At 71.7% G+C, this 18199-nt stretch carries 16 protein-coding genes; 7 read left to right on the top strand and 9 right to left on the bottom strand.

The genetic code is table 11. The annotated features are described in order from the left end of the window. Positions 1–59 precede the first annotated feature (59 nt). Positions 60–800, top strand: coding sequence for a FadR/GntR family transcriptional regulator (locus ACGFZS_RS25540; RefSeq protein ID WP_393797100.1), 741 nt, complete (start codon positions 60–62; stop codon positions 798–800). A gap of 38 nt (positions 801–838) precedes the next feature. Beyond that, the gene (locus ACGFZS_RS25535; RefSeq protein ID WP_393797099.1) at positions 839–1618 is read left to right on the top strand and encodes a cache domain-containing protein; all 780 of its coding nucleotides are present in this window, start codon (positions 839–841) and stop codon (positions 1616–1618) included. 75 nt (positions 1619–1693) lie between these two features. On the opposite strand, the gene ACGFZS_RS25530 is transcribed toward ACGFZS_RS25535, so the two are convergent. Further along, complete coding sequence (locus ACGFZS_RS25530; protein WP_393797098.1) at positions 1694–2365, bottom strand: hypothetical protein; 672 nt, start codon at positions 2363–2365, stop codon at positions 1694–1696. Between the two features lie 248 nt (positions 2366–2613). Here ACGFZS_RS25530 and ACGFZS_RS25525 point away from each other — a divergent pair, with 248 nt between their 5' ends. Next, positions 2614–3270: a helix-turn-helix transcriptional regulator gene (locus tag ACGFZS_RS25525; protein ID WP_355713835.1), complete on the top strand. Its 657-nt coding sequence runs from the start codon at positions 2614–2616 to the stop codon at positions 3268–3270. A gap of 36 nt (positions 3271–3306) precedes the next feature. After that, the gene (locus tag ACGFZS_RS25520; protein ID WP_393797370.1) at positions 3307–3897 is read left to right on the top strand and encodes a M48 family metalloprotease; all 591 of its coding nucleotides are present in this window, start codon (positions 3307–3309) and stop codon (positions 3895–3897) included. A 35-nt stretch (positions 3898–3932) separates the two neighbouring features. Here the strand turns inward: ACGFZS_RS25520 and ACGFZS_RS25515 are convergent, their stop codons facing one another. Next, the gene (locus tag ACGFZS_RS25515) at positions 3933–4892 is read right to left on the bottom strand and encodes an alpha/beta fold hydrolase (protein WP_393797369.1); all 960 of its coding nucleotides are present in this window, start codon (positions 4890–4892) and stop codon (positions 3933–3935) included. Positions 4893–5205: 313 nt separating this feature from the next. On the opposite strand from ACGFZS_RS25515, the gene ACGFZS_RS25510 reads away from it, so the two are divergent. After that, entirely contained in the window at positions 5206–5433 is a 228-nt protein-coding gene (locus ACGFZS_RS25510) for a hypothetical protein (RefSeq protein ID WP_365688046.1), read from the top strand. A 16-nt stretch (positions 5434–5449) separates the two neighbouring features. Here ACGFZS_RS25510 and ACGFZS_RS25505 read toward each other — a convergent pair whose 3' ends face one another. Both ACGFZS_RS25505 and ACGFZS_RS25500 read right to left on the bottom strand, forming a co-directional pair. Continuing rightward, positions 5450–6130, bottom strand: coding sequence for a 4'-phosphopantetheinyl transferase (locus ACGFZS_RS25505; protein WP_393797097.1), 681 nt, complete (start codon positions 6128–6130; stop codon positions 5450–5452). Further along, the gene (locus ACGFZS_RS25500; RefSeq protein WP_359213859.1) at positions 6078–6983 is read right to left on the bottom strand and encodes a metallophosphoesterase; all 906 of its coding nucleotides are present in this window, start codon (positions 6981–6983) and stop codon (positions 6078–6080) included. The genes ACGFZS_RS25505 and ACGFZS_RS25500 overlap by 53 nt, the downstream gene beginning before the upstream one ends. A 354-nt stretch (positions 6984–7337) precedes the next feature. Here ACGFZS_RS25500 and ACGFZS_RS25495 point away from each other — a divergent pair, with 354 nt between their 5' ends. Together ACGFZS_RS25495 and ACGFZS_RS25490 are read left to right on the top strand one after the other, a co-directional pair. Next, positions 7338–8459, top strand: coding sequence for an ATP-grasp domain-containing protein (locus tag ACGFZS_RS25495; RefSeq protein ID WP_393797096.1), 1122 nt, complete (start codon positions 7338–7340; stop codon positions 8457–8459). Between the two features lie 199 nt (positions 8460–8658). Beyond that, positions 8659–10338 carry a carbohydrate binding domain-containing protein gene (locus ACGFZS_RS25490; protein WP_393797095.1) on the top strand — a complete coding sequence of 560 codons (1680 nt, stop codon included), beginning with the start codon at positions 8659–8661 and terminating at the stop codon, positions 10336–10338. A gap of 30 nt (positions 10339–10368) precedes the next feature. Here the strand turns inward: ACGFZS_RS25490 and ACGFZS_RS25485 are convergent, their stop codons facing one another. From ACGFZS_RS25485 to ACGFZS_RS25465, 5 genes are all read right to left on the bottom strand, one after another. Beyond that, positions 10369–11244, bottom strand: coding sequence for a sulfotransferase family protein (locus ACGFZS_RS25485; protein WP_393797094.1), 876 nt, complete (start codon positions 11242–11244; stop codon positions 10369–10371). A gap of 192 nt (positions 11245–11436) precedes the next feature. Continuing rightward, positions 11437–12687 (bottom strand): alpha-L-fucosidase, encoded by a 1251-nt coding sequence (locus ACGFZS_RS25480; protein ID WP_393797093.1) that lies wholly within the window; start codon positions 12685–12687, stop codon positions 11437–11439. Between the two features lie 4 nt (positions 12688–12691). Beyond that, on the bottom strand, positions 12692–15736 hold the full coding sequence (locus ACGFZS_RS25475; protein WP_393797092.1) for an alpha-mannosidase: 3045 nt from the start codon (positions 15734–15736) through the stop codon (positions 12692–12694). Positions 15737–15781: 45 nt separating this feature from the next. Then, the gene (locus ACGFZS_RS25470) at positions 15782–17119 is read right to left on the bottom strand and encodes a 6-phospho-beta-glucosidase (RefSeq protein ID WP_393797091.1); all 1338 of its coding nucleotides are present in this window, start codon (positions 17117–17119) and stop codon (positions 15782–15784) included. 286 nt (positions 17120–17405) lie between these two features. Continuing rightward, positions 17406–18170: a DeoR/GlpR family DNA-binding transcription regulator gene (locus tag ACGFZS_RS25465; protein WP_393797090.1), complete on the bottom strand. Its 765-nt coding sequence runs from the start codon at positions 18168–18170 to the stop codon at positions 17406–17408. Positions 18171–18199 lie beyond the last annotated feature (29 nt).

Here is an 18199-nt window from a genome sequence, read left to right as displayed (position 1 = left end):
GTTCAAAGCTCAAGACCCTTCTGAGGTAAAGCTTGGGTCAACGCATAGGGTGGTGGGCCGTGGAACAGCAGCAGACGGACGGCGGCGCCCGAAAGGCCGTCTTCGCCCCGGTGGACAGCCGGGCCCGGGTGGACGCCGTGGTGCGCCGGATCGGCGACGCCATCGAACTCGGCCTGCTCGCCGACGGGGAGCAGCTGCCCGGCGAGACGGAGCTGGCCGGACAGCTCGGGGTGTCCACGGTGACCCTGCGGGAGGCGCTGATGGCGCTGCGCCAGCAGGGGCTGGTCGTCACCCGCAGGGGCCGCGGCGGCGGCAGCTTCGTCGCGCTCCCCGACCTGCCCGGCGAGGAGCGGCTCAGGGAACGGCTGCGCGGCTGGAGCCCCGAGGAGCTGCGCGACCTCGGCGACCACTGGGCGGCCCTGTCCGGCACCGCCGCCCACCTCGCCGCACAGCGCACCGAGGACCACGACCTGGACCAGCTCCGCCGGACCACCGAGGAACTGCGCAAGGCACCGGACGCGGCCGCCCGCAGCCGGGTCTACGGCCGCTTCCACGTCGAGCTGGCCGCCGCCGCCCAGTCCGCCCGGCTCACCCGTGAACAGGTCGCCCTCCAGACGGAGGTGGGGGCGCTGCTCTGCCTTGTGCTCGGTGACGACGAATATCGTGAAGAGGTGGCGGACCGTCACCGGTCCGTAATCTCGGCCGTGCAGGATGGGGCGCACACATCGGCCAGGGAGCTGGCCGAGCGGTGCGTACGGGACTCGACGGCACGGCTCATCGCCCTGCGTCTGGCCCTCTAGCCGCGCCGCGCCCGCTCCCCCGTCCGCTGGAGGGCAGCATGAGCCGCAGCACCGCCCCCTCCGGTGCCCTGACCGCCACGCTCGACGCCGCCGCCGAACACGTGGCCGCACGGGTCGGCGACGCCCTGGAGACGGTGTTCGACGCCGTCGCGCAGACCCGCGCCGACACCGCCGCGCTGCTGGCCCGGGTGGCCGCCGAGGGCCGCCGGCCGGTCACCGCGGACCTGGCCGCGCTCCGCCCCGGCCTCCATCTCCGGCTGACCCGGCAGGAGTTGGTCTCCGGTGTCGGTTTCGTGGCCGCGCCCGGGCTGCTGGCCGACGTCCCGGCCTGGCTGGAGTGGTGGCAGACCGACGCCCAGGGAGACGTACGGCCACTCCTCCTCGACCTCGACCCGCGGACGTCGGCGTACTCGGACTACACGCACTGGGACTGGTTCGCGCTGCCCCGGGACACCGGGCGGCGGGCGGTGGCCGGGCCGTACGTCGACTACCTCTGCTCGGACGAGTACAGCCTCACCCTGTCCGCGCCGGTGGAGCTGGCCGGCCGCTTCCTGGGCGTGGCCGCGGCCGACGTGTATCTACGGCACTTCGAGGCGGCCGCGCTGCCCCTGCTGCGCGAACTGCCCGGGCCCGCCCGGCTGGTCAACGCGCGCGGGCGGGTGGCGGCGTCGGCGGACCCGGCACGGCTGGCCGGCTCGCTGACCAAGGGCCCGGACTTCGCGGCCGTGCTGGAGAGCGGGCGGGCGGGTGTGTTCGACGGGGCGCGGCTGGTGCCGTGCCAGGGGGTGCCGCTCGTCCTGGTGGTGGCCCCGGCCTGAGGCGGTCGCCGCGGCGCACCGGGGGCGGACGGCCGGCCCGGCGCCGTCGGCGACCTGAACGCCGGCGGTGCCGGGTCAGGCTTCGGTGACGGGGACCACGGTGAGATGGGCGCCCAGGCCGCCGGGCCGGCGGGAGCGGCGCGGGGCGGCGGCGGGGCGGGGGGAGTCGCGCAGCACCAGGGTGTAACGCGCGTAGCCCATGTCGCAGAGGGTCTTGGGGGTTTCGCCGACGACCCGGCACTCGGTGACGCCGAGCAGCGGATCGGGGTGCAGCAGCAGCCGGACGGCGCCGTCGAGCTGGGCGCCCTGCTCGCCGACGGCGCGCAGCCAGTGCGGCAGACCGTGCCGGAAGGCGGCCTCCATGATGGGGTCCTGGGCGATCTCCCGGCGGATCGACTGGAGTTCGTGGTCGTGGCCGTACCGTTCCAGGGTGGTCTTGAACTGGGCCAGCATCGGCAGGCACCAGCCGGCCTCGTGCGCGCCGAGCACCGAGCCGACTTCCGGATGGAACAGGACGAACCGGAGGAAGTTGTCCCCGGGCATGGCCGTGGGGTGCGGGGCGATCCCGCGGAAAAGTGTCTCGAACGCGCTGTTGGCGAGCACCACGTCCCAGCGGTGGTCGACCACCAGGGACGGGAAGGGGACCGCGTCCAGCAGCAACGCGTAGTCCTGGAGATAGGCCTGGGCCTCAAGACTCTCGGGGACGGGCCGCGGCACCGGCCGCCGCCCACCTGCCTGATATGCCATCGGGAGGTCACCCCTCTTGCCTATGCGGCCTTCTCGCGGCGTTGTGATCCTGCTGCCCCACCCGGAGTCATGTCAACTATCGTGGCATTTCATGCCTGTTGACGTCCGAAACTGGCCACAGTTGTGGCGAGACCTGGATGCGAGTTCGAACCACCCGCTAATCTCCGGGAGGTTCACGGCAACGGCTGTTCACGGCAACGGCTTGTGAGAAGCCCCTGATTCCTCTGAGAGACGTAGGAGTTCTGTCGGTGACGGATGGCTACGAGGATCCGGGCGCCTCGGCGACCGCCCAGCTGCCGGCCGTCGTCGCCCGGGTCACCGCGCTCGCCGACCGGCTCGGCGTGCCGCACGCCGAGGTCTTCGACGTCGGACGGCTCTCCTACGCCTGCGGCGCCCCCGAGTCCGTGGTCAAGGCCCTGCTGAGCGGCCGGCCCGCGGGCGAGCCCGACGTCCAGGCCCGCTTCCTGCAACGCCTCGACCTGCTGCGCCGCACCCGGCTCAAGCCGGGCGGCCGCAAGCACACCCAGCAGGAGATCGCCGACGGCGCCGGCATGTCCCGGCAGCAGGCCGGTGCCCTCATCAACGGCGACCGGCGCCCGACCATGGAGCACTGCGACGCCCTCCAGCGGTTCTTCCGCGTGCACGCCGGTTTCCTGACCGCGGAGGATCCCGAGGCGCTCGCCGGGGCCCTGCAGCGCGTCGAGCAGGAATTGCTGCAGAAGCTGGCCGACCGGGAGCGGGCCGCGGCCGAGGCCGCCGAGGACCCGTTGCAGCGGCTGCTCCAGGACCACGGCGTGCGCGGCATCGCCTGGCGGGCCGCCCAGCTGCCCACGGACCAGCACCGGGACAAGGTCGCGCAGTGGCTGGACATGCTGCTGGAGAGCGTCCGGCGGCCGGAGTCGTGAGCTGAGGGAGCGCGGACAGTGGGCATCGGCAGGGACATGCGCCGGCTCAGCGGTGAGCTGGTCGGGGAACTGACGCTGCCCGCGCCCGCCCCGCCGCACGAGCTGTACCGGGCCCTGTGCGACGCGACGAGCCGCCGCCGGGGCCGCCCCGTCCTGTTCCGTACGGCCGTCTTCCCGCCCGGCACCGCCAGCGGACTCTGGCTCGACCTGACCGACCGCGACCTCGTCGTGGTCGAGGAGGGCACCGCGCCCGACCACCAGTTGGTGATCCTCGGCCACGAACTGTGGCACCTGTACGCCGGGCACCACGGCCATGACGTCGAGGGGATCGGCGCGGCGGCACGGCTCCTGGACAAGGCCACGGGCAGGGGCAGGGGCAGCGGTACGGGTGCCACCGGGCCGGACGCCGACCGGGCCGCGGTCCAGGCCGCCGTGCGGGCCGCCGTCCAGGGGGTGGCCGCCCGCACCCGCTTCGACCGGGACGAGGAACGGGACGCGGAGACCTTCGGCCTGCTGCTGGCCAGCAAGTGCCGTACCTGGCTGGCGGGTTCGACCCTGCGCGGGCCGGTACGACGGCACGACGTGGCCGGGCGCATCGAGGCGTCGCTGGGGTATCCGGGGAAGTGACACGCGGCGGATGAGGCGCGGCAAGGTACGTGCCGTCAGGTGGCGCTGCGCTCGCTGGCCTCGCGCAGGTCGTGGGGTGCGGCGAGGCCGGGGGCGGTGCCGGAGTCCGGACGGCCGTCCCGCAGCAGCGCCCGCCAGTGCTCGCGGCTCCAGTGCGCCGGGGCCGTGGCCGCGGTGAACTCCTCCACCAGGGCGACGAACCGGGCCGGGGCGGTGTGGAAGGGGAAGTGGCCGGCGCCCTCGAAGATCTCCAGCCGGGCGCCGGGCATCGCGGCCAGGGCGCGGTGGGCGTGCCGTACCGGGACCACGCTGTCGCGGTCGCCCCACAGCAGCATCGTCGGCATGCCCTCGGTGAGATAGCAGCGGTCGAGCATCGTGACGACCTGGCCGCGCCAGTCGACGACCGCGCGCAGGGTGCGGATGAAGGCGTTGCGGGAGGTCTCGTCGGGGAGGGCGTCGACCAGGGTGAGCAGTTCGGGGGCGTCCTGGCCGAGGTCGGTGTCCAGAAGCCTCAGCAGCCGTGCCGCGAGGCCGACCTGGAGCCGCATGCCGGGCAGCCGCAGCGCGGACAGCAGCAGATGGGCGCCGGGCAGCGAGACGAGCCGGAGCACGGGGTTGACCTCACGGCCGACACCGCCCGCGCTGACCAGGACGAGCCGCTCGGTGCGCTCGGGGAACTGGTAGGCGAACTGCATCGCCACGCCCCCGCCCAGCGAGTGCCCGACCAGGGTCGCGGACTCGACGCCCAGCGTGGTCAGCAGGTCCCGCACGCCGTTGGCGTAGGCGGCGACCGAGTAGTCGGCGCGGGGCTTGTCGGACTCGCCGTGGCCGAGCAGGTCGGGAGCGATCACGGTGTGGGTGCGGGCGAGGTCGGGGATGAGTTCGGCCCAGGTCGCCGAGGAGTCCCCGATGCCGTGCACCAGCACGAGGGCGGGCCCCTCGCCGGCCATCCGGAAGGCGCGCCGGTAGCCGTGCACGACCCGGTGGTGTGTCATCAGTTCCCGGTCGCCCACCGGCCGCAGCCGCGTGGTGCGTCCCGGGCGGCCCTGCGTCACGTCCTCCACGGCTCGGCCTCCCCCGCTCTCCAGGGCGCGTGTACCGCCGCCCGATCTCCCTTCCTTCCAGGGTAGGGAGACATTCCCTCAGGGAATTTCGGCGAGGTTTCGCCTCCGCTAAGCGGGCGAACCGGGAGCGGGCTCGGGGGCGTTGTCAGTGGCGGACGGCAAGCTGGGGGGTGCGCACCGCACACGCGGTGTGCCCGCGCCGCGCGGGCGCGTGACCGTGACGACCGACGGGGAGAGCCGACCGATGCCCACCGCCGTACTGACCGACCGTGAGCGCACCGCCGTCCAGGCCTATCTGCGGCTGCTGCACACCGTGCGCGCCGCCTTCGACGGACCACCCGACGGGGGCCGTCCCCTCGTGGTCCCACCGGCCGTGCTCGCCGAGGCCGAGGAGGCCCTGGCCCGGGCCGGACTCATGGGCAACGAGGAGGCGTTCTTCCGGCTGCTGCACGACTGGTGCCCGCCCACCTGAGCCGGCGCCGGGGCGGTCAGGGGTGCGGCACGACCACGGCCGAGGTCAGCATGCCGTGCCCCACGCTCCAGCGGCCCTCGAAGAGCTGCAGCCGCTCCGCGCCGACCTGCGGGCCGGGGACGAGGAGGCGGGCGCGCAGGGTGCCGTGCGGCCGTGCGCCGGGCTCCGGGACGAGCTCGATGTCGGCCTCCATGAAGTCCAGCCACCTGCCGGTGAGGGGGAACCACGCCTTGTAGACGGACTCCTTGGCGCTGAACAGCAGCCGGTCCCAGTGCACGCCGGGCCGCTCGGCCGTGAGCCGGGCGAGCCGCTCCCGCTCGGCGGGCAGCAGCACGGACTCGCCGACGCCCTCGGGGAGCGCCGCGTGCGGTTCGGCGTCGATGCCGAGGGAGGCCAGGTCGCCGGCGCGGGCCAGGGCGGCGGCGCAGTAGCCCTCGCAGTGGGTCATGCTGCCGACCAGCCCGTCCGGCCAGCGCGGGGCGCCGCGCTCGCCGCTCACGACGGGCTGCGGCTCCACTCCGAGCTTCTCCATGGCGCTCCGGGCGCAGGCGCGCACGGCGGCGAACTCACGGCGCCGCTTGGGCACGGCGCGGGCCACGAGCGCGGCCTCCTCGGGGTAGAGGGGGGCCTCGCGGACCGCCTCCTCACCGTGCATCTCCACGGCCACCACCGACTCCGGGAGCAGCTCCTCGATCACCGGTTCCGACCTCCATCGGCAGAATGCGGCGCAGCTCGCCCGGCGGACGGGAGCGCTTGCGCCACTCGCGGGGGTATCCCACGGAGACCTCTTCGAAGCGGACGCCGTCCAGCCAGGTGGTCCGTGGGATGTGCAGATGACCGTAGACCATGGTGTCGACGCGGAACCGGCGGTGCCAGTCGGCGGTGCGGGTGGTGCCGCACCACATGGCGAACTCCGGGTACCAGAGTACGTCCGTGGGGTGCCGGTCCAGCGGGTAGTGGCCCGCGAGCACGGTCGGCAGGTCCTCGGGCAGCTCGGCGAGCCGGCGTTCGGTGGCCTCGACCCGGGCCCGGCACCAGGCCTCGCGGGTCGGGTAGGGGTCGGGGTGCAGCAGGTACTCGTCGTTGCAGACGATGCCGGTGCCGTGCGCGTAGGCGAGGCCCTCCTCCTTGGTGGCGGAGCCGGCCGGGAGGAAGGAGTAGTCGTACAGCAGGAACAGCGGGGCCACGACGACGGGGCCGCCCGCGCCCTCCCAGACCGGGTAGGGGTCCTCGGGGCTGACCACGCCCAGCTCACGGCAGAGGTCGACGAGATGCTCGTAGCGGGCGACTCCGCGCAGGGTGACCGGGTCCTTGGGGTGGGTCCACAGGTCGTGGTTGCCGGGCGCCCACAGCACCTTGCGGAAGCGGTTCGCCAGGGTCTCCAGCGTCCAGCGGATGTCGGCGACGGTCTCCGCGACGTCACCGGCGACGATCAGCCAGTCGTCGTCCGTCTCCGGACGCATCCTCTCGACGAGCTCGCGGTTCTCCGGGTACGAGATGTGCAGATCGCTGATGGCCAGCAACCGCCCGGCACCGGCCGTGGACTCCACACCGTACCCCTTCCGATCATGTCGTCGTCCCCCCACCACAACACATGACGGGGGCGCGGAACAAGGGTCCCTGTCGGCCTGTCGCCGACCGGTTGCCGCCGTGCGCCGGCCGGCCCGGGGCGATCGGCCGCCGTCAAGGAAACCGGCGCGGACGGTGCAGGAAAACGCGCGTGGACAGTCCGAGGAAATCCGTAACACTCGCGTTGCACGCGGGGCCCCTCGCAAGCCGTATGATCCCTCCAACACCACCGCCACGAACGCCCCTTCGCCCAGGGCGGTTTGGTGTCCCTCCAACCACCCTGCCCGGGCACGGGCCCGCTGAGCCCTGCCCGAAAACCCCGAAAGGCGGCATTAATGCGCTCTCGCGTACGCGTCTGGCTCAACCGCACGTACGCGGAGAACGTGTTCTTCATGGATCAGCTGCGGAGAAATCCCAGCGACCGGGCGGTCGACATCCATGCGACGCACGGTGACGCCGACTCTCCCGTGCTGGCCGCCGCCGACACCGCCGAACTGGAGCCGGAGGGCCTGTCCCCGGCCGCCTACGTCGAGTACGCGCTCGACCAGTGCCAGCGCCGTGGCATCGATGTCTTCGTGCCCCGGCTGCACCAGTCGGCGATCGTCGCCCACCGCGCGGACTTCGAGGCGGTCGGTACGGCCCTGCTGGCGCCGACGCCGGAGGGGACCGCGGTCTTCGAGGACAAGGCGACCGCGTACGAGGCGGTGGCCTCGGTCGGGGTCCCGGTGCCGCCGTGGTGGCGGGTCCGCACGGCGGACGAACTGGCCGTCGCGGTCGAGGAGTTGGAGGCCGGCGGGCACAAGGCCTGCTTCAAGCCGGCCGCCGGTGCGGGCGGTGTGGGCTTCCGGGTGATCACACGCGCCCCCTTCTCGCTCTTTCACCTCAACGGGTTCCCGGGGCCGTACGTCCAGTTCGACCTGGTCCTGGACGCGCTGCGGCGCGCCGACCAGCCGGTGGACTGGCTGGTGATGCCCCGTCTGGAGGAGCCCGAGGTGTCCGTCGACTGCCTCACCGGGCCCGACAACCTGCTGCGGATGGCCGTCGGCCGGACCAAGAAGGGGCGTCGGCGCGGCTTCACGCTCGACGAGCGGTGGCTGAAGCCGGCCCGGATCATCGCCGAGGGCTTCGGGCTGCACTACCTGTCCAACATCCAGTTCCGGATGTACGGCGACGAGCCGGTGCTGCTCGATGTCAACACGCGGCCCGCCGGGGGGCTCCACCAGCTGTCGCTCTGCGGGGTCAACGCGCCTTGGGCGGCTGTGCAGTTGGCGCTGGGCGAGGACCCGGGGGTGATCGAGCCGCCGTTCCTGGGGCAGGACTACGCGGTGGTGTCGGGGCCGAAGCCTGTACTGCCGTCCGTGCCGGTGGCACGGGAGGAGGCCGACGAGGTGGTGCTGCCGTCGCCGGTGACTTCGCCTGTTGCCGTGCGGGCGGCGGCCGAGGTGCTGCCGCTTTAGGTACATCGCCGACCGCAGGTCCGGTGGGGGCCGGTCGCGCAGTTCCCCGCGCCCCTTTCGGGGCGCTGTAGCTCACCGGTATGGACCAATTCACGCCTCTCTCCTTGACAGGTGGATTGGTCCATACCAACTTGATTGCGCACTCCCCTTGCACCTTGGTGCAACTCCCCGAACACCCCCATTCCATCAGGGAGATCGTGTGCGTAACTCGCTCAGACGTTCCAGACGTCGGATACTCGCACTGCTCGGGTCGGCGGCTCTCGCGCTGGCCGGGGCCATCGCGCTGCCCGGTACCGCGCAGGCGGCCAACATTCTGACCAACCCCGGCTTCGAGTCGGGGAGCCTGTCGCCCTGGTCCTGCTCCGGGAACCTCGGCTCGGTGGTGTCGTCGCCCGTGCACGGGGGCTCCAAGGCCCTCGCGGGGGCGGCCGGTTCCAGTGACAACGCCCAGTGCACGCAGACCGTCGCCGTGCAGCCCAACACGACGTACTCGCTCAGCGGCTGGGTCCGCGGGTCGTACGTCTATCTCGGGGTGACCGGCGGCGCCTCGACCTGGACGACGTCGGCGTCCCAGTACAGCCAGTTGACGGTCTCCTTCACCACCGGTGCCGCGCAGACCAGCGCGCAGATCTATGTGCACGGGTGGTACGCGCAGGGCACGTACTACGCCGACGACATCAGTCTCGACGGGCCGGGCGGGAGTTCGGACACGCAGGCGCCCAGCGCGCCCTCGAACCTGACCTCCACCGGGAAGACCTCGTCGAGCGTCTCGCTGTCGTGGTCGGCCGCGACGGACAACGTCGGGGTGGCGGCGTACGACATCTACAGCGGGTCGAGCCAGGTGCTGAGCGTCTCGGGGACCTCCGCGACGGTGAGCGGGCTTTCGGCCAGCACGGCGTACACGTTCACCGTGAAGGCCCGGGACGCGGCCGGGAACGTGTCGGCCGCCTCCAACGCGGTGAGTGTCACGACCGACGCGGGCAGCGGCGGCGGGACCGGCTTCAAGCAGGCCGCGCCCTATCTGTACGAGGGCTGGGGCGATCCGCCCAGCCCGACCACGGTGATGAGCGCGACCGGCGTCAAGTGGTTCACGATGGCCTTCATGCTGGACTCGGGCGGCTGCACACCGGCCTGGGACGGCAGCCGGGCACTGACCGGCGGGGTCGACCAGACCGCGATCAACCAGATCCGGGCGGCCGGCGGTGACATCGTGCCCTCGTTCGGCGGCTGGCAGGGCAGCAAGCTCGGCGCCAACTGCTCGTCCGCGAGCGCGCTGGCCGGGGCGATCCAGAAGGTGATCGACGCCTATGGCCTGAAGGCCGTCGACATGGACATCGAGAACACGGACGAGTTCGAGAACGAGGCCGTGCAGGCGAGGATCCTGACCGCCCTGAAGACGGTCAAGGCCAACAACCCCGGGCTGAGGACGATCGTCACCTTCGGCACGTCCACCACCGGACCGACGTACTACGGCAACCGGCTGATCGAGCAGGCTCAGTCGATCGGCGCCAACATCGACGTCTTCACGATCATGCCGTTCGACTTCGGCGGCGGCTCCGACATGTACGGCAGCACCGTGAACGCGGCCGAGGGGCTGAAGACCAAGCTGAAGTCCACCTTCGGCTGGGACGACGCCACGGCCTACGCGCACATCGGCATCTCCGGCATGAACGGTCTCTCGGACCAGCAGGAGACCACCACCCCGGCGATCTGGACGCAGATCCGTGACTGGGCGAACTCGCACCACATCGCCCGGCTCGCCTTCTGGTCCGTCAACCGGGACCGCGGCTGCACGGGCGGCGGAGTGGTGAGCAACTGCTCCGGCATCAGCCAGAACAACTGGCAGTTCACCGGGATCACGGCCGGCTTCACCGGCTGACCGGGGAGCGGTGGACCGGCGTGGGGGTGCCTAGACCGGGTACCCCCACGCCTTCGCTATCTCGGCGAGGCGGGGCGGGAGTTCGGCGGTGGGGTCGGCCTGCCGGGCGGCCTGGATCCTGCCCGACTTGATCTCCTTGGACCAGTCGCCGAGCTTCGGCTTGAAGGTGCCGTGGTTCTGCTTGCCGTAGTCGAGCATGCCGCTCTCCCACGGGACCCCGATGTACTCGCACAGGCCGCGGGTGACCCGCTCGGGCTCGGCGGTGAGGTCCTCGTAGGTGATCACATGGGCGCCGGGCAGCGACTGCCGGGCCTCTTCCAGCTTCTCGGCGTAGCTCAGCACCTCGGCGCGGATCGCCTCGTGGTTGGGCTCGGCACGGCGGTTGGTCAGGGACTGGATGACGGCGCCGGGGTGGCGCAGCAGCAGGACGAACTTGGCCTCGGGCCAACATCGCTCCAGGCGCGGCCAGATGAGGGTGTTCGGCGGGGTCTTGTCGACGATGACGTCCTTGCCGCTGCGGCTGAGCTCCAGGTGCAGCACCCGGTCCCACAGGACGTGCTCCAGCTCGTCCCGGTCCAGGGCCAGCTCCTTCATGGCGTCGGCCGTGAAGTCGCGGGACATGCGGACGTGGACCGTGCGCAGATGCATCTCGTGCGGGGCGCGGATGCGGCTGTGGCTGTTCAGCAGGACGCGCAGCAGGGTGGAGCCGGAGCGCACCGAGGACAGGACGAAGACCGGGGACGCCACGAGGCGCGGGGCGATCGGGGCCACGTAGTCGCTGGTGGGGGCCGGCTTGCGCTCGACCGGACGCTGGGTCGGGATCGCGTCCAGGGTCTTGCGCGGCGGACTCACGGCCTGCGCCATGAGCCGTCCCCGGCGCTTCAGCCCCTTGGCGATCGCTGACATTCGCGGGTCTCGCACGGTGATGCCTCTCTCTCGTCCCTGCCGTCACGCATCCCAGGGGTGCCAGGCGAACTCAAGGTGTCCAAGAGGCAAACCACCAGGGTCACGGCGGCCCGAAAAGCCGCCGTGACCAGCCAACTTACCGTTCTCTTAATTCTTCATATGAGAATTCTGGGCTTTTGCCTTCAAACCCACTCAGAACCGACCGGAGCCCCGGTACAGCTCCAGCTCGCCGTCCAGTTCGACGGCGAGGACGGTGGCGTACGGGTCGAGGTCGGCCGCGGCCGGCGGGTCGATCCACAGCACGCCGACCGCTTCGTGCAGCCCGCCGACCACCCGGTGGCCGAGTTCGGTGCCGGTGCCGAGGACGGTGACCCTGTTCACCTTGGTCGCCAGCCCCCGGACGCCGATCTCGGCGCGCGGGGCGTCGAACAGGGTGAGGTAGAGGGTGCGCCGGTCCGCGGAGAGGGTGCTGGGCCCGTAGTGGTGCCCGGCCGGCAGGCCGCGCCCGGTGCCGTACACCGCGTCCGCGTGCCCGCGGATCCACTCCCCCAGCCCTTCGAGGCGCTCCACCTGCGGCTGCGGGATGGTGCCGTCCTCCATGGGGCCGACGTCGAGCAGCAGGTTGCCGCCGCCACCGATGGTCTCGGTGAAGTAGCGGATCAGCTGCGCGAGCGACTTGTGGTTGTGGTCCTGGTGCTGGTAGCCCCACGAGTCGTTGATCGTCAGGCACAGCTCCCAGGGGCCGTCCGGGGGCACGACGGGGGCGCCCTGCTCGGGCGTCGCGTAGTCGCCCTCGCTGAGCATGCGCGCGTTGAAGACGACGTGCGGGACGTACGAGCGGATCAGCGCGGCGAGTTCGGGGATCCGCCACTGCTCCTCGCTGCGGTCCCACTCCCCGTCGAACCACATCAGGTCCGGCCGGACGCGGGAGGCCAGCTCCGTTATCTGGCCGTCCCGGTAGGCGATGAAGCGTTCCCAGGCGGCGAGGTCCTCGTGCTCGGCGGCCACCTCCGAGTACCGGTTGTCCTCCAGCTCCGGCGGCCGGCCCGGCTTGCGGGTGGAGGCGTAGTCGGGGTGGTTCCAGTCGGAGTGCGAGTAGTAGAGGCCGACCTTGAGCCCCTTCTCGCGCAGGGCCTCGGCGTAGGGGCCGAGGTAGTCCTTGCCGAGGTTGAGGTCGCCGTACGCGGTGTCCCACAGGGCGACGCCGTCGTGGTGGCGGCTGGTGAGGACGGCGTACCTGGCGCCGGCGCGGGCGAACAGGTCCGCCCACGCCTCCGGGTCGTACTTCGCGCCGGTGAAGCGGTCCAGCTGGGACATGTACCGGTCGTGCGGCACGATGTCGTCGTAGAAGGACCAGGACTCCTGGACCCCGTCGACGGCGTAGATGCCCCAGTGGACGAAGATCCCCAGTTTGGCGTCGGTGAACCAGGGTTGCATGGCCATCCGGTCAGCTCCTGCGCAGGCGGAGGGTGAGGATCTGGAAGGGGCGGAGTTCGACGGAGACGCTGTCGCCGTCGGTGGCCGCGTCCTCCAGCGGGCGCTCCAGCAGGTCGGTCACCTGGGCGCCGGCCAGCGGGAAGCCGGTGCGCAGGACGCCCTGGGCACGGCCGCCGCGGGACTCGTAGAGGCGGACGACGACATCGCCGGAGGCGTCGTCGGCGAGCTTGACCGCCTCGACGGTCACGCCCGCGCCGTCCACCGAGACCACCGGCTGCGGCTCGCCCGCCGCGTCGGCCACCCGGAGCGGCAGGTTGAGGGCGTAGCCCTCGGCGACGGCGTCCCCGATGGTGGCGCCCGGCAGCAGCGCGTACGTGATGCGGTGCCGGCCCTGGTCGGCGCCCGGGTCCGGGATGCGCGGGGCGCGCACCAGGGAGAGCCGGACCGTGGTGGTCGTACCGCCGTCCTCGCGGACCGTGCGGGAGACGTCGTGGCCGTACGTCGAGTCGTTGATCACGGCGACGCCGTAGCCGGGCTCGGCGAGGTGCACCCAGCGGTGGCCGGAGACCTCGAAGCGGGCCGCCTCCCAGCTGGTGTTGGTGTGCGTGGGCCGCTGGATGTGGCCGAACTGGATCTCGGCGGAGGAGTGCGCGGCGCGGATGTCCACCGGGAAGCCGGCCTTGAGGAACTTCTCGGCCTCGTGCCAGTCGATGTCGGTCTCGAAGTCGATCCGGGGGCTGCCGGCGCGCACGGTGATCGTCTGTACGATCGTCGAGCCGTTGCCGAACGGGCGGGTGACCCGGACCGAGCCGACCAGCGGGTCCTCGTCGGCGACCGTGATCTCCGAGGGGTCCAGGAGGTCCGTGTAGCGGTTCTTGTAGTGCTTGTCGACGTCCCAGGCGTCCCAGTAGTTGGGGAGGTCGGTGTGCAGGCGCAGCAGGTTGCCCTGGCCCGCGAGGACCTCGCGCCCGGCCCGGTGGTCGTACACGGACGACAGGGTGCCGTCCTCGGCGATCTCCACCCGGACGAGTCCGTTGTCGAGGACCCGGCCCTGGACGGTCACGGGCTGCGGGGCCTCGGCGGCGGCCGTCAGCGGCGCGCTGCCGCCCGCGGGGACCTCGACGTACACCGGGGTGCCCGCGGCGTCCCGGACGACCTCTGCGCGGTCGTAGGGGCTGGTGTTGAAGACGCGGGCCGTGCCGCCGCCCAGGGCGGCGACCGCCTCGCCGGTGAGCGCCTCCAGTTCCTCGGCGACGCGGGCGTACTCGGCCTCGGCCTCGCGGTGCACCCAGGCGATCGAGGAGCCCGGCAGGATGTCGTGGAACTGGTGGAGCAGGACCGTCTTCCAGAGCCGGTCGAGCTTCTCCTGGGGGTAGCTGTAGCCGGGCGCGTGCAGGGCGGCCGTGGTCGCCCACAGCTCGGCCTCGCGCAGCTTGTGCTCGCTGCGCCGGTTGCCCTGCTTGGTGCGGGCCTGCGAGGTGTAGGTGGCGCGGTGCAGCTCCAGGTACAGCTCGCCGACCCAGACCGGGGCGTCCTCGTACTCGGCGCGGGCCTTGGCGAAGAACGCGTCCGGGTGCTCGACCTCGACCTTCGCGGAGCCCTCCAGGTCCTTCAGCCGGCGGGCCCGCTCCATGATCTCGCGGGTGGGGCCGCCACCGCCGTCGCCCCAGCCGAAGGGGGCAAGCGAGCGGGTGGCGGCGCCCTTCTCGGCGTAGTTGCGGACCGCGCGGGACATCTCCTCGCCGCTGAAGCGGGCGTTGTAGGTGTCGACCGGCGGGAAGTGCGTGAAGATGCGGGTGCCGTCGATGCCCTCCCACCAGAAGGTGTGGTGGGGGAAGGTGTTGGTCTGGTTCCAGGAGATCTTCTGGGTGAGGAACCAGTCGTTGCCGGCCAGCTTGGCGAGCTGCGGGTAGGCCGCGTTGTAGCCGAAGGAGTCCGGCAGCCAGACGCCCTTGGTCTCGATGCCGAAGTGCTCGATGAAGAACCGCTTGCCGTGCACGAGCTGGCGGGCGATCGCCTCGCCGCCGGGGAGGTTGCCGTCGGACTCGACCCACATGCCGCCGACCGGCGCCCACTGGCCCTTCTTCACCGACTCCTGGATGCGGGCCCAGACCTGCGGGTAGTTGTCGCGCACCCACTCGTACTGCTGGGCCTGCGAGCAGGCGAAGACGAACTCCTCGTACTCGTCCGCGAGCGAGGTCACGTTGGAGAAGGTGCGGGAGGTCTTGCGCTTGGTCTCGCGGATCGGCCAGAGCCAGGCCGAGTCGATGTGGGCGTGGCCGACGCCGGAGACGATGTGGGCGCTGGCGTGCGCGGGCTTCGACAGCGCGGGCTTCAGGGCCTCGCGGACGGCGGCGGCGGAGCCGGAGATGTCGTCCAGGTCCAGCAGGTCCATCGCGTGGTCGAGGGCGTGCGCGATCTCGTGCCGGCGCGGGTCGTGCTCACCGAGCTCCAGCATCAGCTCGCGCAGCACCTGGATGTCGAGGTCGAGGTGCCAGACGTTCTCGTCGAGGACGGCGATGTCGGCGCGCTTGAAGGTGTAGAGAGGCTTGTCGCCGGCGGTCAGGACGTCGCCGAGGGGCGTGGGCTCGCGGAAGTCGTTGGCGAGGATGTCGGGGTTGGAGGCGGCCTCGACCAGGTAGTCGATCACCTCGCCGCCGGTCGCCGGGTTCGCGATCGCCACGTACTGGTTGAGCGGGTTGACCGCCTTGAGCGGGGTCCCGTCGGTGAGGTGGACCAGGGCCTCGGCCTGGTTGCCGGGCCAGTCGCCGACGAAGCCGAGGTCGATGACGGCCTCGACGCGGCGGCCCGCGAACTCGGCGGGCACCTGGCCGCGCATCCGGAACCAGGTGGTGCCCCAGGGCGGGCCCCACGGGGTGTCCATGGCGAAGGGCTCGTACGGGGCCGCCGCGGCCTCCTCGAAGGAGACCGGCTCTCCGGGGGCCTGCCAGGCGGCCACCTCGAAGGGGACGGCGGCCGCGTAGATCGCGGGCTTGATGCGCTGGTTCTGGAGGCGCTCTACGCGCTCCTCGATCCGGCGGCGTTCGTCGTGCATGGAAGTCTCCAGAAGAGGGATGGAAAGCGCTTTCCGGGCGGCTGGCTACTTAAGATACGCGAGGCCAGGGTGGACCTCGGTGTACCCCTCGACCAGCCTGCGGGCCACGTTCACCGAGTCGACCAGCGGGTGCAGGGCGAACGCCTTCACGGCCGTCGTACGGGAGCCGGACTCGGCCGCGGCGAGCACCTCGCGCTCGACCGCCTTGACCGCGCAGACAAGACCGGTGGCGTGGTCGGGCAGCGGGGCGACGGTGACCGGGTGAGCGCCGTTGGCGTCGACCAGGCAGGGCACCTCGATGACGGCGTCGCCGTCGAGGACCGCGAGGGTGTCGCGGTTGCGGACGTTGAGGATCAGGGTGGTGCGCTCGTCGCGGGCGATGGCCCGCATCAGGGCGAGGGCGACCTTCTCGTAGCCGCCGGAGAGGTCGTCGGCGTCGCGCTCGCCGGCGCCGGCCGTCTCCCGGTTCTCCGCCATGTAGGTGGCCTCGCGCTCGGCGCGGGTACGGTCCCAGGTCTCCAGGGCCTTCGCCCCCGGGTCGCGGACCTGCTCGTAGAAGTGCGCCTGCTGGTCGCGCAGGAAGGCGCCGCGGGTCTTCTCGGCCTGCTGGTAGGCGCGGACGGCCTCGCGGTTGAAGTAGTAGTAGTGCAGGTACTCGTTCGGGATGGCGCCCAGGGACTGGAGCCAGTCGACGCCGAAGAGCTTGCCCTCCTCGAAGGAGCCGAGCAGGTCCGGGTCGGCGAGCAGCCGCGGGAGTTCGTCGCGGCCGGCGATGTGCAGGCCGCGGACCCAGCCGAGGTGGTTGAGGCCGACGTAGTCGATCCAGGCCTCCTTCGGGTTCCCGCCGAGCACCCGGGCGATCCGGCGGCCGAGGCCGACCGGGGAGTCGCAGATGCCGATGACACGGTCGCCGAGGTGCCGGGACATGGCCTCGGTGACCAGTCCGGCGGGGTTGGTGAAGTTGATGACCCAGGCGTCGGGGGCCAGGCGCGCCACCCGCCGGGCGATGTCCACGGCGACCGGGACGGTCCGCAGGCCGTAGGCGATGCCGCCCGCGCCGACCGTCTCCTGGCCGAGGACGCCCTCGGCGAGGGCCACCCGTTCGTCGTTCGCCCTGCCTTCGAGGCCGCCGACCCGGATCGCCGAGAAGACGAAGTCGGCGCCGGTGAGGGCCTCGTCCAGGTCGGTCGTGGCGGTCACGGCGGGGGCGTCCGGGACGCCCGCCGCCTGTTCGGCCAGCACCCGGGCGACCGCGGACAGCCGGCCGGCGTCGAGATCGTGCAGCACGACCTCGGTGACCCGCCCCTCGGCCCGGTCCGTCATCAGTGCGCCGTACACGAGCGGCACGCGGAACCCGCCGCCGCCCAGAATCGTCAGTTTCACCGGCTTCCTCCAAGGATGCCCACGCGTTCAGGCCACGAAGCGATCGAGCCTTCACGGAACAGATCTCGGGTCGGAGATTCGCCAGTTCGGCGGATCTCTGCCCACATGAACGGATAAGGTCTGCTTAGTGCGTTGCGAGAACCAAGCACGCACTGTCTCTGTGTACTTGCTCCAAGAACCCGGGCTGGTTTCAACCCGGCTGGTGTTGATCGCGGAAGACTCGATCGCTCGCTGAGCGCTTGAGCAGCGTGAGCCAGGAATCTCCTTCGGCTCCGGGGGAGAGGATTCAAGCTTGAGCCTTTCCTGCCACTACCACCTCGACGCGGGCTTCCATGAAGGAGGCCCGCGTCACTGCGTCCACCGGCGCGTTGGTCACCACCATGTCCAGGTCCTCGGGACCGCAGACCTTCGCCATGCCCGTCCCCGGGAACTTGGCGGTGTCGGCGAGCAGCACGACCTTGTCGCTCGCCTTGATCATGGCGCGCTTGACGGGCACCTCCACGACCGTCGTGTCCATCACCTGTCCGCCCGGGCGGACCCCGCTGGTGCCGAGGAAGAGCCAGTCGGCGTGCAGCTGGCGCAGGTTGTCCTCGGTGAGGAAACCGACCAGGGACCGGTACTCACGGCGGAGCATGCCGCCGAGCAGCACCAGTTCGATGCCCTCGTCGTCGGCGAGCTCCTCGTACACCACCAGGTTGCTGGTGATGACGGTGAGGCGGCGGCCGTGCAGCTGCCGGGCGAGCCGGAAGGCGGTGGTGCCGATGTCGAGCAGCACCGACTGGCCGTCCCTGACCAGCGCCGCGGCGCGCTCGGCTATGGCGTCCTTCTCGGTCACCCGCACCTCGGCGACCTCGGCGAAGGGCTGGTCGCCCTCCTCGACGACGGCACCGCCGTGGACACGCGTGAGCAGCCCGTCCTCCTCCAGCTTGACCAGGTCGCGCCTGATCGTGGCCGGGCTCACACCCAGCTGCTCGGAGAGGTCGGTCACAGCCGCGGGGCCGCCGGCACGCAGGGCCCGCAGGATGAGTTGATGTCGTCGTTCTGCCAGCACGCGGCGAACACTACTCGTCATCTTCAATC

This window comes from Streptomyces sp. NPDC048288 (assembly GCF_043201555.1).
Classification (GTDB): Bacteria; Actinomycetota; Actinomycetes; order Streptomycetales; family Streptomycetaceae; genus Streptomyces.
This window is presented reverse-complemented; position numbering and strand designations above follow the sequence as displayed.

Bases quoted from the DNA above. Each gene is read 5' to 3' on its own strand.
- ACGFZS_RS25535 (WP_393797099.1), top strand. From the start codon at position 839: ATGAGCCGCAGCACCGCCCCCTCCGGTGCCCTGACCGCCACGCTCGAC.
- ACGFZS_RS25530 (WP_393797098.1), bottom strand. From the start codon at position 2,365: ATGGCATATCAGGCAGGTGGGCGGCGGCCGGTGCCGCGGCCCGTCCCC.
- ACGFZS_RS25520 (WP_393797370.1), top strand. From the start codon at position 3,307: ATGCGCCGGCTCAGCGGTGAGCTGGTCGGGGAACTGACGCTGCCCGCG.
- ACGFZS_RS25515 (WP_393797369.1), bottom strand. From the start codon at position 4,892: ATGACACACCACCGGGTCGTGCACGGCTACCGGCGCGCCTTCCGGATG.
- ACGFZS_RS25510 (WP_365688046.1), top strand. From the start codon at position 5,206: ATGCCCACCGCCGTACTGACCGACCGTGAGCGCACCGCCGTCCAGGCC.
- ACGFZS_RS25495 (WP_393797096.1), top strand. From the start codon at position 7,338: ATGCGCTCTCGCGTACGCGTCTGGCTCAACCGCACGTACGCGGAGAAC.
- ACGFZS_RS25485 (WP_393797094.1), bottom strand. From the start codon at position 11,244: ATGTCAGCGATCGCCAAGGGGCTGAAGCGCCGGGGACGGCTCATGGCG.
- ACGFZS_RS25480 (WP_393797093.1), bottom strand. From the start codon at position 12,687: ATGGCCATGCAACCCTGGTTCACCGACGCCAAACTGGGGATCTTCGTC.
- ACGFZS_RS25475 (WP_393797092.1), bottom strand. From the start codon at position 15,736: ATGCACGACGAACGCCGCCGGATCGAGGAGCGCGTAGAGCGCCTCCAG.